Here is a 14,141-nt window from a genome sequence, read left to right as displayed (position 1 = left end):
CGTTTGCGTTTACCCTGTAGGCCCGGTAAGGCGTAGCCGCCACCGGGCTTTTGTTTTAACCGCGCAGGGCGTTCTTCGCTAAACGCGCGTCTTCCGCCTGACAGGCCGCAGCGGTAAACAGCACGTCGGTAGAGGAGTTCAGCGCGGTTTCGCAGGAGTCCTGCAGGACGCCGATGATAAAGCCGACGGCCACAACCTGCATCGCAATCTCGTTCGGGATACCGAACATATTACATGCCAGGGGGATCAGCAGCAGCGAACCGCCCGCCACGCCGGATGCGCCACAGGCACACAGCGACGCCACAACGCTCAGCAGCAGCGCGGTTGGCAGATCGACAGGAATGCCCAGCGTATGCACCGCCGCCAGCGTCAGCACGGTAATGGTGATCGCCGCACCCGCCATGTTCACGGTTGCGCCCAGCGGGATCGACACGGAGTAGGTATCGCGGTCCAGGTTCAGCTTCTCCGCCAGCGCCATGTTAACCGGAATGTTCGCCGCAGAGCTGCGGGTGAAGAAGGCGTAAACGCCGCTCTCGCGCAGGCAGGTCAGCACCAGCGGATACGGGTTGCGGCGGATCTGCCAGAACACCAGCAGAGGGTTGATCACCAGCGCCACCAGCAGCATACAGCCGACCAGCACAACCAGCAGCTGCGCGTAGCCCCACAGCGCGTCGAAACCGGTGGTCGCAAGCGTGGAGGAGACCAGACCGAAAATCCCGATTGGTGCAAAGCGAATCACCAGCTTCACCATAAAGGTGACGGCGTTGGACAGATCGTTGACCAGGTTTTTCGTGGTGTCGTTACCGTGACGCAGTGCGAAGCCCAGACCAATCGCCCAGACCAGGATGCCAATGTAGTTTCCGCTCATCAGCGCGGTGATGGGGTTAGAGACCATGCTCATCAGCAGGCCGCGAAGCACTTCTACAATGCCGGATGGCGGCGTGATATCGCCGGCTGCGCTGGTCAGATGTAGTGTGGACGGGAACAGGAAGCTGAACACCACAGCGGTTAAGGCCGCAGAGAAGGTTCCCAGAAGATACAGGAACAGAATAGGGCGAATGTTGGTTTTTTGTCCGTGCTGGTGGTTGGCGATAGACGCCATAACCAGCATCAGAACCAGAACCGGCGCGACCGCTTTAAGTGCGCCGACGAACAGCGTCCCGAGCAGCCCCGTGGCTTCCGCTGCAGGTTTTGAGACCATGGCCAGCAGAATACCCAGTACCAGTCCTACCAGAATTTGTTTAACCAGGCTGCCCTGCGCCAGGCGCGCAAAAAGCCCTGTCGATTGTGTGCTCATACATTATTCCTGAGTGAAATTGCGTTCCATCCCGAATGTGCTCTAAGTCACATTTATGTCCGGATGTAAGTAAATGTTTGCCTGGTCGAGTATAGGGAATGCGCGAAAGGAGGGAAGCGTAAAATGCTGGATTTTACGTGTTGCATCATATTTTTTAACTGCTTCGTTACAAAAGTGTGTTCACCCTCTCCCTGTGGGAGAGGGTTGGGGTGAGGGCATCAGGCCGCACCGAACGTTTTACTCCACCTGCTGCTTCTTATCGTGCTGGCGGTTAACCCAGGTATTGATAATCAGCGTCACGATCAGAATGCCAAACACCACGCCGAGCGAAATGGCGATCGGGATATGGTAGAAATCGACGATCAGCATCTTGATACCGATAAATACCAGGATCACCGACAGACCGTACTTCAGCATCGAGAAGCGCTCCGCCGCGCCTGCCAGCAGGAAGTACATCGCACGCAGGCCGAGGATGGCGAACAGGTTTGAGGTCAGGACGATGAACGGGTCGGTTGTCACCGCGAAGATAGCCGGAATGCTGTCCACCGCGAAAATTACGTCGCTCAGCTCAACCAGAATCAGCACCAGCAGCAGCGGGGTGGCAAACAGCAGGCCGTTCTTGCGCACGAAGAAGTGCTCGCTCTCAATCTTGTCGGTCATGCGCAGGTGCCCACGGATCCACTTCACCAGCGGGCGATCGCCAATCGCGGAGCCGTCCTCTTTCGCCAGCGCCATCTTGACCCCGGTGAACAGCAGGAACGCGCCGAAGACGTACAGCAGCCATTCGAACTGGGTAATCAGCCAGCTGCCGGCGAAGATCATAATGGTACGCAGAACAATGGCACCCAGCACGCCGTAGACCAGCACGCGGCGCTGCAGGGCCGCAGGCACGGCAAAGTAGCTGAACAGCATCAGCCAGACGAAGACGTTATCAACCGCCAGGGCTTTTTCAATCAGATAACCGGTGAGGAAGGCGAGCGCCTGAGGATCGGCCACCGCGCGGCCTTCGGTCGAGGCCAGATACCACCAGAAGGCGGCACAGAAGAGCAGGGAGAGGGTGACCCACACCAGAGACCAGGCTGCAGCCTGTTTGATGCTCATGCCGTGTGCGCCGCGACGCCCCTGCAAAAAGAGGTCGATCGCCAGCATGATGAGCACGACAACCGCGAATCCGCCCCACAACATTGGAGTGCCGACAGAATGCATACTATTTTCCTTACACATAAAAAACAAAAACGGCCATGGTCAGAAGACGATAGCCGTTAGCTTTTTATGCATAGACCTCGCCTTCCGGCAAGGTCTCACTTACAACCACGAGGGTTGCCCGGCGACCGGATGCGCGTTTAACGCATCGTAATGACGATCCACCGGCGAAGAAGTTACTCCCCTTTGCAGGTAACAAAATATGTCAGACCATCGGTTTCGTCAATGGTCTGCGCCGTTTCATTACACAGCTTTACGCGATCGCTTCCGCGCCTACGCCGTCTGCCGGGAACACCACGCCGGTCTGGCGGCGGATCTCCGTTTGCAGCTTCGCCGTGGTGCGGCTTACCGCGAGGCCAGGGTGATTCACTTCGTTGTCTTCCACCAGACGGGCGAAGACCTCTGCCTCATAGAGCATAGTGTTAATATGCTGAGGCTGCGTCAGCTCCTGCGCTTTGCCGCCGCGCGGCACAAAGCTCACTTTCTGGCACTCGGAGATCTTCTCGATAACCAGCGAGCCCGCCTCGCCCTGAATTTCGCTCGGCAGCACGGAATCGCTCACCTTGGAGTGCTGTAGCGTGACGCTGAAATCACCGTAGTCCAGCACCACTAGGCCGTGCGCATCCACGCCGCTCTCCAGCAGGCTGGCGGTGGCGGTCACGCCGTGCGGTTCGCCCCACAGCGCCACTGCGGAGGCAAGGCAGTAGAAGCCGATATCCATAATCGAGCCGTTCGAGAAGGCCGGGTTAAAGGTGTTCGGGTTTTCGCCGTCCAGGTAGCGCTGGTAGCGCGACGAGTACTGGCAGTAGTTGATAAAGGCTTTACGCACTTTGCCAATTTTCGGCAGGGACTGCTGCAGCAGCAGGAAATTCGGCAGGCTGGCGGTTTTGAACGCTTCGAACAGCACCACCTGGTTTTCGCGGGCAAGCGCAATGGCCGCTTCCACTTCCTGGATATTTGACGCCAGCGGCTTCTCGCAAATCACATGCTTTTTGTGGCTGAGAAACAGCTTTGTCTGCGGGAAGTGCAGGGAGTTAGGGCTGGCGATATACACCGCGTCAATGGCGTCGCTTTGCGCCATCTCATCAAGCGAAGTAAAGAGATGCTCAACGAGGTAGTCGTTAGCAAAACTCTGCGCCTGCTCAAGGCTGCGGGAATAGACTGCGGTAAGTTTAAGTTTGCCGGTTTCGTGGGCGGCGTCGACGAACTGGCGTGTGATCCAGTTCGTACCAATGACTGCGAAACGTATCATAAACGTTTACGTACTCCGTAGCGGGGAACCTTTAGCCACTGTAGCACGTCATCATGACAATTCGCGTGCGCTATTCCGCATTACCATTTAACGATAAATGCGTAAGCCATAGCCGGGTATCAAACTCCAGCTGGTGGTACTGTGGCTCCATGTGGCAGCACAGGGAATAGAAGGCTTTGTCGTGCTCTTTCTCCTTCAGATGTGCCAGCTCATGGACGACGATCATCCGCAGAAAGGCTTCCGGCGCGTTACGGAAAACCGTCGCGACGCGGATTTCGGCCTTCGCTTTCAGCTTGCCGCCCTGCACGCGGGAGATGGCGGTGTGCAGGCCGAGCGCGTTTTTCAGCACGTGGATCTTGTTGTCGTACATCACCTTGTTGATCGGCGGCGCGCTCTTCAGATACCGGCTTTTCAGATCCTGCGTATACTGCCAGAGGGCCTTATCGGTCGCGAAATCGTGCGTGCCGGGATAGCGTTTTTCCAGCACCGCGCCGAGCTTCTGCTCGGCAATCAGGCTGCGAACCTGAGTCAGTAAATGCTCCGGATAGCCATGGAGATAAGTAAGTTGGTTCATCAACGCCCCAAATCGACAATAAAACGGGTATACTCACGCACCCTTTTCAGGGATACGCCAAATTTTACCATTCAGGAGGGCCGATGAGCCACTTAGACAACGGTTTCCGTTCACTCAACCTTAAACGTTTCCCGGAAACGGACGACGTTAACCCGCTCATGGCGTGGGAAGCGGCGGATGAATATCTGCTGCAGCAGTTGGATGAGACTGAAATCCGCGGCCCGGTTTTGATCCTGAATGACGCCTTTGGCGCGCTGGGCTGCGCCCTGGCGGAACACACGCCTTACAGCATCGGCGATTCCTACCTGAGCGAGCTGGCGACGCGTGAAAACCTGCGCCATAACGATATCGAAGAGTCCAGCGTGAAGTTCCTCGACAGCACCGCGGACTACCCGCAGGCGCCGGGCGTGGTGCTGATCAAAGTGCCCAAAACCATGGCGCTGCTGGAGCAGCAGCTGCGCGCGCTGCGCAAGGTCGTGACGCCGGAAACGCGCATTATCGCGGGTGCCAAAGCGCGCGATATTCACACCTCGACGCTGGAGCTGTTCGAGAAAGTCCTCGGCCCGACCACCACGACGCTGGCCTGGAAAAAAGCGCGCCTGATCAACTGCACCTTCAGCGCACCGGAGCTGGCCGACGCGCCGGAGACCCTGAGCTGGAAGCTGGAGGGGACCGACTGGACCATCCACAACCATGCGAACGTTTTCTCCCGTACCGGGCTGGATATCGGGGCGCGTTTCTTTATGGAACATCTGCCGGAAAATCTGGAAGGTGAAATTGTCGATCTGGGCTGCGGTAACGGCGTGATTGGCCTGACGCTGCTGGCGAAGAACCCGGACGCCAGCGTGGTGTTCAGCGACGAGTCGCCGATGGCGGTGGCCTCCAGCCGTCTGAACGTGGAAACCAACATGCCGGAAGCGCTGGACCGCTGCGAGTTTATGATCAACAACGCGCTGTCTGGCGTAGAGCCGTTCCGCTTCAACGCGGTGTTCTGCAACCCGCCTTTCCACCAGAAGCACGCCCTGACGGATAACGTCGCGTGGGAGATGTTCCACCACGCGCGCCGCTGCCTGAAAATCAACGGCGAGCTGTATATCGTGGCGAACCGTCACCTGGACTACTTCCACAAGCTGAAGAAGATTTTCGGCAACTGCGTCACCATTGCGACCAATAACAAGTTCGTGGTGCTGAAAGCGGTGAAGCTGGGGCGTCGTCGGTAAGATTGTTTTGCCTGGCGGCGCTTCGCTTGCACAGGCCTACGGTTTTGTAGGCCCGGTAAGCGCAGCGCCACCGGGCAATGTTCTAGATTGCCAGAGCCAACTTCGTCCCCTGCGCAATCGCCCGCCGCGCGTCCAGCTCCATCGCCACATCGCACCCGCCAATCAAATGCACCGTTTTACCGGCTTCGCGCAGCGGATCCGCCAGATCGCGCTTCGGCTCCTGCCCGGCACATAAAATGACGTGATCCACGCGCAGCAGCTGCGGCTCGCCGCCGATCGTAACGTGCAGACCCTCGTCGTCGATCTTCTGGTAGCTCACCGCCGGGATCATCTTCACCCCGCGTGAGAGCAGGGTGGCGCGGTGGATCCAGCCCGTGGTTTTGCCCAGCCCTTCGCCCGGCTTGCTGGCCTTACGCTGGAGCATCACGATCTGACGCAGGCTTTTCGGCAGCTGCGGCCCTTCCGGGCGTAGCCCGCCGGACTGGCTCAGGCTGGTGTCGATACCCCATTCCATGCAAAACTCGGCAATGTTCTGGCTGGTGGCCTCGCCCGGCTGGCTTAAGTACATGGCGGTATCAAAGCCGATTCCGCCGCAGCCAATAATCGCCACCTTCTCGCCAACCGGCGTTTTGTCTCGCAATACATCCAGATAGCTCAATACCTTCGGATGATCGATACCCTCGATCGCCGGCAGGCGCGGGACGATCCCGCTCGCCAGGATCACCTCGTCGAAATCGATCAGATCCGCTGCGCTGACAAACTGGTTAAGCCGCAGATCGACGCCCGTAAGCTCGATCATCCGGCGGTAGTAGCGCAGCGTTTCATAGAACTCCTCTTTGCCGGGGATCTGCTTGGCGATATTAAACTGCCCGCCAATCTCCGCCAGCGCATCAAACAGCGTCACGCTGTGCCCGCGCGAGGCGGCATTCACCGCAAACGCCAGCCCCGCCGGGCCTGCGCCCACCACGGCCAGGCGTTTTTTATTCACCGCCGGAACGACCGGCATTTTGGTTTCATGGCAGGCGCGCGGGTTGACGAGACAGGAGGTGACTTTGCCGATGAAGATCTGATCCAGACAGGCCTGGTTACAGCCGATGCAGGTGTTGATCTCATCCGCACGGCCGCTTTGCGCTTTGGACAGGAGTTCGGCATCCGCCAGGAACGGGCGCGCCATCGACACCATATCGGCGTCGCCTCGCGAAATCACATCGTCCGCCACCTGCGGATCGTTAATGCGGTTAGTGGTGACCAGCGGAACAGACACTTTGCCTTTCAGCCTGCGCGTTACCCAACTGAACGCCGCGCGCGGCACCGGCGTGGCGATGGTCGGGATGCGCGCCTCGTGCCAGCCGATGCCGGTGTTGATAATGGTGGCGCCTGCGGCTTCAATCGCCTGCGCCAGCTGCACGGTTTCGTCGAACGTGCCGCCGCCTTCCACCAGGTCGAGCATTGACAGGCGGAAGACGATAATAAAGTCCGCGCCCGCACGTTCGCGCACCGCGCGCACCACCTCCACGGCAAAGCGCATCCGGCGGGCATAGTCGCCGCCCCATTCGTCGTCGCGCTGGTTGGTGCGGGCGGCGAGGAACTCGTTGATCAGGTAGCCTTCTGAACCCATCACCTCAACGCCGTCGTAGCCCGCCTCGCGGGCCAGCGCCGCGCAGCGGGCGAAGTCGTCAATCAATGCCAGGATCTCATCGTGGGTCAGGGCGTGAGGTTTAAAACGGTTAATCGGTGCCTGAAGGGCCGACGGCGCGACCAGGTTCGGCTGATAGCTGTAGCGACCCGTGTGCAGGATTTGCAGGGCGATTTTGCCGCCCTCGCGGTGTACCGCGTCGGTCACAATGCGGTGGTGCGGCAGCTGTGACGCATCGTTCAGGACAGCGCCGCCCTCCATGCCCACGCCGGAAGGCGCAGGGGCCACGCCGCCAGTGACAATCAGCGCCACCCCGTGGCGGGCGCGCTCCGCATAGAAGGCTGCCAGACGCTCGGCCCCGTCCGGATGCTCCTCCAGCCCGGTGTGCATCGACCCCATCAACACGCGGTTTTTGAGTGTGGTGAACCCCAGATCGAGAGGGGCGAATAACGACGGGTAGCGGCTCATAGTCTCTTCCAGTGTAAAATTATTGTTATGTGGTCGGATGAGTTACTAATTTAGCCAGCGGCAGCGGAAAGGTAAAAGCGGGATCGAATGATTGTGATAGATCTCAAAGAACTTCCCCTCACCCTGGCCCTCTCCCCATAGGGGAGAGGGAGAAAGGCCGCACGGAGCAGTCCCCTCTCCCCTATGGGGAGAGGGTTAGGGTGAGGGGGATGTCCGCGCTAACCCCGGTGCCTGCCACATCGACGTCGTCAGCCCGCTGTCCACCAGCCCGAGCTGGTCGGCGTACACCGCCTGCCATTTCTGCATCATGCTGTCGTACAGCTCGCGGTGCTGCGGGTTCGGCGTGAACTCGCGGCTCCACTTCACCAGCCGCTCGCCCGTCGAGGCCATATCCGCAAATAGCCCCGCGCCCGCACCTGCGGCAATCGCGCAGCCGAGCGCCGTCGCCTCTTTCACTTCCGGCACGCGCACCGGCAGGCCGGTGACGTCGCTTAAGATCTGGCTCCACAGGGCGCCCTTAGCCCCGCCGCCCGCAAACACCAGGCTTTCAAACGTCACGCCGGAGAAGCGTGAAATCTGCGCGAGGTTGCAGGCCGAGACGATGGCCGCGTTCTCCTCCAGGGCGCGGAACAGCGTCGCTTTGTTGCACTTTTCCGGGTCGATGGAGAGGTTAATAAACGACGGCGCGGCGTGGTACCACTGCTTAAAATGCATCGCGTCGGAAAATATCGGCATCACCCCATGGGAGCCTGCCGGTACGCGGCTCGCCATCTCTTCCAGCAGGGAGTAGGTGTCCATCCCCATCCGCTCGGCAATCAGCTTTTCCTCCGCGCAGAAGGCGTCGCGGAACCAGCGCATGGTCAGCCCGGTAAAGAAGCTGATGGACTCCGCTTGCGCCATGCCGGGAATCACGTGCGGGTTCACGCGGATGTTCATCTCGGGGTCGGTGCGCACCTGCGGCAGGTTGACCACCTGCTGCCAGAAGGTGCCGCCCAGCACCGCGGTTTGCCCGGCGCGGACCACGCCCAGCCCCAGACAGCCCAGCTGCACGTCGCCGCCGCCCATTACCACCGGGGTGCCTTCGCGCAGGCCGCTCTGCTGCGCGGCTTCTTTGGTGATAGCGCCCAGCACGGTGCCGGTCTCTTTCACCGGAGAGAGGATATCGGCGCGCAGCCCGGCCATGTCGAGCAGCGCCGGACGCCAGTCGCGGGAGAAGAGATCCAGCATGCCGGTGGTGCCCGCGTTAGACGGGTCGACCGCCAGCTCGCCGGAGAGCTTCGCCGCCAGCCAGTCGCTGATCATGGTGATGGTCGCGGCCTTGCGGTAAATATCCGGACGATGGTGCGCCAGCCACAGGAGGCGCGGCATGGCGCTCAGCGCCAGCGTCTGGCCGGAAACCTCATACACTTCGGATTCAAAGCGGTCGTCGTGGATCTCTTTGAGTTCGGCCACCTCGCGGCTGGCGCGGGCGTCGACGTTGGCGCAGGCCCAGATGGCCTCGCCGTTGCGGTCGTATAGCACGATCCCTTCGCGCATGGAGCAGCAGGCGACGGACTGAATGTCCGCCGCGCTCAGGCGCGCGCGCTCCAGCGCCTGATGAATGCACCGGCAGGCCAGCTGCCAGTTGGTCTCGAGGTCGAACTCCATCGACCCCGGCACGTTCTCCACGCTCAGGTGCTTCCACTCGGCCTGGCCGACGGCAATCTGGTTGCCCTGTAAATCGAAAATAACGGCGCGAACGCTGCCTGTCCCTGCATCTAACGCTAAAAGGTAACTCATGAGCTTGCCTCGTTGTTAGCGCAGGGCAACCCCGTTACGTCAGGGCCAGCACCGCGCGGGCTGTCGTCTCCTCCGTCACCAGGCCATTGATACGGCGGCCCTTCAGTGCGGCATAAATCGCATCGGCTTTCTCTTCCCCTCCGGCCACGCCAACGATGGTGGGCAGCTGCGCCAGTTCATCGAGCGTGACGCCCAGCAGTTCTTTGTGGATCTCCAGCTCCTCAACGCACTCGCCCTCGGCATTGAGGAAATAGCCGAGAATGTCGCCGACCGCCCCTTTGCGGGCGTACATCAGCTGTTCACCCTCGCTGATATAGCCGGAGCGCAGTATCGTCGCGTCACGGCGCTGGTTCACCGAACCAATGCCGACCACCGCCACGTCGGCGGCGGTGGCGGCGAGGATCACGTCCCGCACGCTGGTCTCGCGTTTTAAGATCCCGGCCACCTCGGCGGATGACACGCGAAGCGGGGCGGGGATCATGCTGACGCTGCAGGCTGCGTCCAGCTGGCCGATACCGGTCATATACGGCCCGACGCCGCCGGAGAGCGTCACCAGGCGGATCTGCTGCGAGCTGATAAAGCCGCTCAGGTGCTGCAGGCTGCTCATGGTGGTTTCACCAAACCCCACCGCCAGCAGCTGGCCGGGCTCCAGTACGCCCATCAGGGACTGCGCCGCGCCAATGCCCAGCCGCACGTTCATCGGCGGCGTATTTAACGCGGGCATCACCCGCACCAGCTTCAGGCCAAAGCGCTGCTGTAGCTCGGTTTCCAGCGCCAGGCAGCCCTCGTAGCGTGAGTTGATCTGCACGCGGATAACCCCGGACTGACGGCCCTTCTCCAGCAGGCGAGAAATCTTCAAACGCGGCAGCCCGAGCCGCTCGCCGATGTCGTTCTGGGTCAGCCCGTCGTGGTAGTAGCACCATGCGACGCGCGCCACGAGTTCCTCTTCCGCCAGTGCCAGCCCGGCAAACCGTCCTTCTTCCGCAGTGCGTTTATCGCTCATAGTTGAACTCTTATAAAAATTTAGATCATATGTTCGTGATGGCGCGAAGGGAAAATGTGAGCCACGCGACAAAACGGATCTTTTAGATCGTTTCTGGTTTATCTGTATCTCAATCGATAAAACTGTGATCCCTGCACGGTTGTAAATATAGTTCACCGTCTACGCTTTTGAACATTATTAAATCTAAAAATCATTTGTTCAATAGCGGAGCGATGATGACTTCACTTCTCGACGCGCGGAATATTAGCAAGCAGTTCTCAGGCGTGCCGGTTCTAAAAGGTATTGATTTCACGCTGCTTGCGGGCCAGGTACACGCGCTGATGGGCGGAAACGGCGCGGGAAAATCGACGCTGATGAAGATCATCGCCGGGGTCGAAACGCCGGACAGCGGTGAACTTTCTGTCGAGGGGCAGTCATATGCGCGGCTCACGCCCGTACAGGCGCACAGGTTAGGCATTTACCTGGTGCCGCAGGAGCCGCTGCTGTTCCCCAACCTGACGGTGCGGGAAAACATCCTGTTCCGCCTGCCGCGCGAGCGCGATCTGGAAAAGCGGCTGGCGGAGAAACTCCAGCAGCTGCAGTGCCAGCTTAGCCTCGATGCCGCCGCCAGCACGCTGGAAGTGGCGGATCAGCAGATGGTGGAGATCCTGCGCGGGCTGATGCGCAATGCCAGGATCCTGATCCTCGACGAACCTACGGCCTCCCTCACGCCGGGTGAAACCGAGCGGCTGTTCCGCCAGATCCGCGCCCTGCAGGCGCTCGGCGTCGGGATTGTCTTTATCTCGCACAAGCTGCCGGAAATTCGCATGCTTTCGAGCCACGTCTCGGTGATGCGCGACGGCGCGGTGGTGCTGAGCGGCGAAACCGCGCAGTTTGACGATAACGCCCTGATCGCCGCCATGACGCCGGTAAGCCGGGAGAAATCCCTCAGCGATACGCAAAAGCTGTGGCTGGCGCTGCCGGGCAACCGCCGCACCCAGCCGCAGGATTTCCCGGTGCTGCGGGTGGACGATCTCACCGGGGAAGGCTTTATCGATCTTAGCCTTGAGATCTACGCCGGGGAGATCGTCGGCCTGGCCGGTCTGGTGGGATCCGGACGCACCGAGCTTGCGGAAACGCTCTACGGCCTGCGGCCGGTACGCGGGGGCCGCGTCTGGCTTGAGAATCAGGACATTACCGGCGAGCCGGTAAGTTCACGCCTGGAAAAAGGGCTGGTCTACCTGCCGGAAGACAGGCAGGTGTCCGGCCTGTTCCTCGACGCGCCGATCCGCTGGAACACCGTGGCGCTGAACGAGCCGTCGATTTGGCAGCAGCGCAAGCGGGAGTCGGCGGTGGTGGAGCGCTATCACCGGGCGCTGGGGATCAAGCTCAACCATGCGGATCAAACCGTGCGCACGCTCTCCGGCGGCAACCAGCAGAAGGTGCTGCTGGCGCGCTGTCTCGAGGCCAACCCTTTACTGCTGATCGTCGATGAGCCGACGCGCGGGGTGGACGTCTCGGCGCGCGCGGATATCTACCAGCTGATAAAAAGCGTGGCGGCGCAGAAAGTGGCGGTGCTGATGATCTCAAGCGATCTCGACGAGTTTCCCGGCCTTGCGGACCGGGTGCTGGTGATGCATCAGGGCGTGCTCAGCGGCGAGCTACCGCGCCACGCCGTCAGCCTCGATAGGATGATGGCGCTGGCATTCGGAGGGTAATCATGAAAACCTTACTCAAAAACCGCGAGCTGAGCGCGTTTCTCGCCATTCTGGCGCTGTTCGCCGTGCTGGTGGCGCTGAACCCGTCCTACTTCAGCCTGCAGACGCTGGGGATGATCTTCGCCAGCTCGCAGATCCTGATCCTGCTGGCCATCGGCGCGGCGCTGGTGATGCTGACCCGCAATATCGACGTGTCCGTCGGCTCCATCGTCGGGCTGTCCGCCATCGCCGTCGGCGTGGCGCTTAATAGCGGCTACAGCCTGCCCGTTTCCATTCTCTTCGCGCTGTCGATAGGCGCGCTGGCCGGGGCGTTCAACGGGTTTCTGGTGGTGGGGCTGCGTATCCCGGCGATTGTTGCCACCCTCGGTACGCTGGGACTGTACCGCGGGGCGATGCTGCTCTGGACCGGCGGAAAGTGGATTGAGGGGCTGCCGCCGGGGCTGAAATCCCTCTCTGAACCAGCTGCCGTCGGCATTTCGCCGCTCGGCATGCTGGTGTTGATCGTCGCGGCCACGGGCGCATGGACGCTGTCGCGCACCGCATTCGGGCGTGATTTCTACGCGGTGGGGGATAACCTCGCCGCCGCGCGCCAGCTGGGTGTGGCGGTGAACCGCACCCGCATGCTTGCCTTTACTCTGAACGGCATGCTGGCGGCCTGCGCCGGGATCGTCTTTGCTGCGCAGATTGGCTTTGTGCCCAACCAGACCGGCAGCGGGCTGGAGATGAAGGCCATCGCCGCCTGCGTGCTCGGCGGTATTTCGCTGCTGGGCGGCACGGGCACGCTGATTGGCGCGCTGCTCGGGGCCTTCTTTCTGACCCAAATCGACACCGTGCTGGTGCTGTTCAGGCTCCCGGCGTGGTGGAACGACTTTATCGCCGGGCTGGTGCTGCTGGGCGTGCTGGTGCTCGACGGGCGCCTGCGCCAGGCGCTGGCGCGCCATCAGCGGGCGCTGAAGTACGGTCGCTTCCAGCCGGGTAACAAAGGGGGAAAGCACGTCACCCCGTTTCTCAAACGCAAAAAAGAGGTGGCGTAAATGAGGCTTAACTGGGAAAGCGCGCTGCTGATTTTACTGGTGCTGGAGATCCTGCTCTTTGGCGCCATCAACCCGCGCATGCTCGACATCAACATGCTGCTGTTCAGCACCAGCGACTTCATCTGCATCGGCATTGTGGCGCTGCCGCTCACGCTGGTCATCATCAGCGGCGGAATCGACATCTCCCTCGGCTCGACCATCGGCCTGTGCGCCATCGCGCTGGGCGTGATGATGCAGGCGGGGTGGCCGATGGCGGTCGCCGTTCCGCTGACGCTGCTGCTCGGTCTGCTGTGCGGATTATTTAATGCCGCGCTGATTCACTACACCGGCATCAGCCCGCTGGTGATCACCCTCGGCACGCTCTACCTCTACGGCGGCGGCGCGCTGCTGCTCTCCGGCATGGCAGGAGCGACGGGCTACGAGGGCATCGGCGGCTTCCCGGACGGCTTCACGGCGTTCGCTAACCTCACGATGCTGGGTCTGCCGATCCCGCTGGTGCTGTTCGCGGTGATTACCGTCTTCTTCTGGCTGATTACCCATCGCGGGCGCTTTGGCCGTCATCTGTTTTTGATCGGCCAGAATCCGCGCGCGGCGCGCTATGCGGCGCTGTCGGTGAACGGCATGCCCTACGCGCTGTACGGGCTGGTGGGCGTGGCCTCCGCCATTGCCGCGCTGGTGATGGTCTCCTATTTCGGCTCCGCGCGTTCGGATCTGGGGCGCGATTTGCTGATGCCCGCGCTCACCGCCGCCGTGCTCGGCGGGGCCAATATCTACGGCGGGTCAGGTTCGGTTGTCGGTACGGCGCTGGCGGCGCTGCTGGTGGGCTACCTGCAGCAGGGTTTACAGATGGTCGGCATCCCTAACCAGGTGTCGAGCGCGCTGTCAGGGGCGCTGCTGGTTGTGGTGGTGATGGGACGTTCGCTGAGTCTGCACCGCGAGTGGGTGCGTTCTCTCTTTAGAAAACTATCCGGAGCGTAA

At 61.0% G+C, this 14,141-nt stretch carries 11 protein-coding genes; 4 read left to right on the top strand and 7 right to left on the bottom strand.

What is annotated here, in order from left to right; translation table 11 throughout:
- Positions 1 to 55: 55 nt before the first annotated feature.
- From sstT to GVO84_RS19575, 4 genes are all read right to left on the bottom strand, one after another.
- On the bottom strand, positions 56 to 1,297 hold the full coding sequence (gene sstT / locus GVO84_RS19590; RefSeq protein WP_159514968.1) for a serine/threonine transporter SstT: 1,242 nt from the start codon (positions 1,295 to 1,297) through the stop codon (positions 56 to 58).
- A 237-nt stretch (positions 1,298 to 1,534) separates the two neighbouring features.
- On the bottom strand, positions 1,535 to 2,503 hold the full coding sequence (locus GVO84_RS19585; RefSeq protein WP_032650327.1) for a TerC family protein: 969 nt from the start codon (positions 2,501 to 2,503) through the stop codon (positions 1,535 to 1,537).
- A 250-nt stretch (positions 2,504 to 2,753) separates the two neighbouring features.
- Positions 2,754 to 3,752, bottom strand: coding sequence for a Gfo/Idh/MocA family protein (locus GVO84_RS19580; protein ID WP_121424726.1), 999 nt, complete (start codon positions 3,750 to 3,752; stop codon positions 2,754 to 2,756).
- Between the two features lie 70 nt (positions 3,753 to 3,822).
- Positions 3,823 to 4,326 carry a YgjP-like metallopeptidase domain-containing protein gene (locus GVO84_RS19575; RefSeq protein ID WP_159514967.1) on the bottom strand — a complete coding sequence of 168 codons (504 nt, stop codon included), beginning with the start codon at positions 4,324 to 4,326 and terminating at the stop codon, positions 3,823 to 3,825.
- Positions 4,327 to 4,409: 83 nt separating this feature from the next.
- Here GVO84_RS19575 and rlmG point away from each other — a divergent pair, with 83 nt between their 5' ends.
- Complete coding sequence (rlmG, locus tag GVO84_RS19570; protein ID WP_023333530.1) at positions 4,410 to 5,546, top strand: 23S rRNA (guanine(1835)-N(2))-methyltransferase RlmG; 1,137 nt, start codon at positions 4,410 to 4,412, stop codon at positions 5,544 to 5,546.
- An 82-nt stretch (positions 5,547 to 5,628) separates the two neighbouring features.
- On the opposite strand, the gene GVO84_RS19565 is transcribed toward rlmG, so the two are convergent.
- From GVO84_RS19565 to lsrR, 3 genes are all read right to left on the bottom strand, one after another.
- Positions 5,629 to 7,650 carry an NADPH-dependent 2,4-dienoyl-CoA reductase gene (locus tag GVO84_RS19565; protein ID WP_159514966.1) on the bottom strand — a complete coding sequence of 674 codons (2,022 nt, stop codon included), beginning with the start codon at positions 7,648 to 7,650 and terminating at the stop codon, positions 5,629 to 5,631.
- A gap of 195 nt (positions 7,651 to 7,845) precedes the next feature.
- Positions 7,846 to 9,429, bottom strand: a complete 1,584-nt coding sequence (gene lsrK / locus GVO84_RS19560; protein ID WP_159514965.1) for an autoinducer-2 kinase — start codon at positions 9,427 to 9,429, stop codon at positions 7,846 to 7,848.
- 34 nt (positions 9,430 to 9,463) lie between these two features.
- Positions 9,464 to 10,432: a transcriptional regulator LsrR gene (gene lsrR, locus GVO84_RS19555; protein ID WP_010435856.1), complete on the bottom strand. Its 969-nt coding sequence runs from the start codon at positions 10,430 to 10,432 to the stop codon at positions 9,464 to 9,466.
- Positions 10,433 to 10,647: 215 nt separating this feature from the next.
- Here lsrR and lsrA point away from each other — a divergent pair, with 215 nt between their 5' ends.
- The 3 genes from lsrA to lsrD are packed head-to-tail and all read left to right on the top strand — an operon-like array spanning position 10,648 to position 14,141.
- Positions 10,648 to 12,129, top strand: coding sequence for an autoinducer 2 ABC transporter ATP-binding protein LsrA (gene lsrA / locus GVO84_RS19550; RefSeq protein ID WP_159515674.1), 1,482 nt, complete (start codon positions 10,648 to 10,650; stop codon positions 12,127 to 12,129).
- Between the two features lie 2 nt (positions 12,130 to 12,131).
- Positions 12,132 to 13,163, top strand: coding sequence for an autoinducer 2 ABC transporter permease LsrC (lsrC, locus tag GVO84_RS19545; protein ID WP_159514964.1), 1,032 nt, complete (start codon positions 12,132 to 12,134; stop codon positions 13,161 to 13,163).
- A complete protein-coding gene (lsrD, locus tag GVO84_RS19540; RefSeq protein ID WP_121424720.1) occupies positions 13,164 to 14,141 on the top strand; it encodes an autoinducer 2 ABC transporter permease LsrD in 978 nt (325 codons plus the stop codon). It begins immediately after the preceding gene.

It is taken from the genome of Enterobacter sp. SM3 (genome assembly GCF_009811935.2).
Classification (GTDB): domain Bacteria; phylum Pseudomonadota; class Gammaproteobacteria; order Enterobacterales; family Enterobacteriaceae; genus Enterobacter; species Enterobacter asburiae_D.
This window is presented reverse-complemented; position numbering and strand designations above follow the sequence as displayed.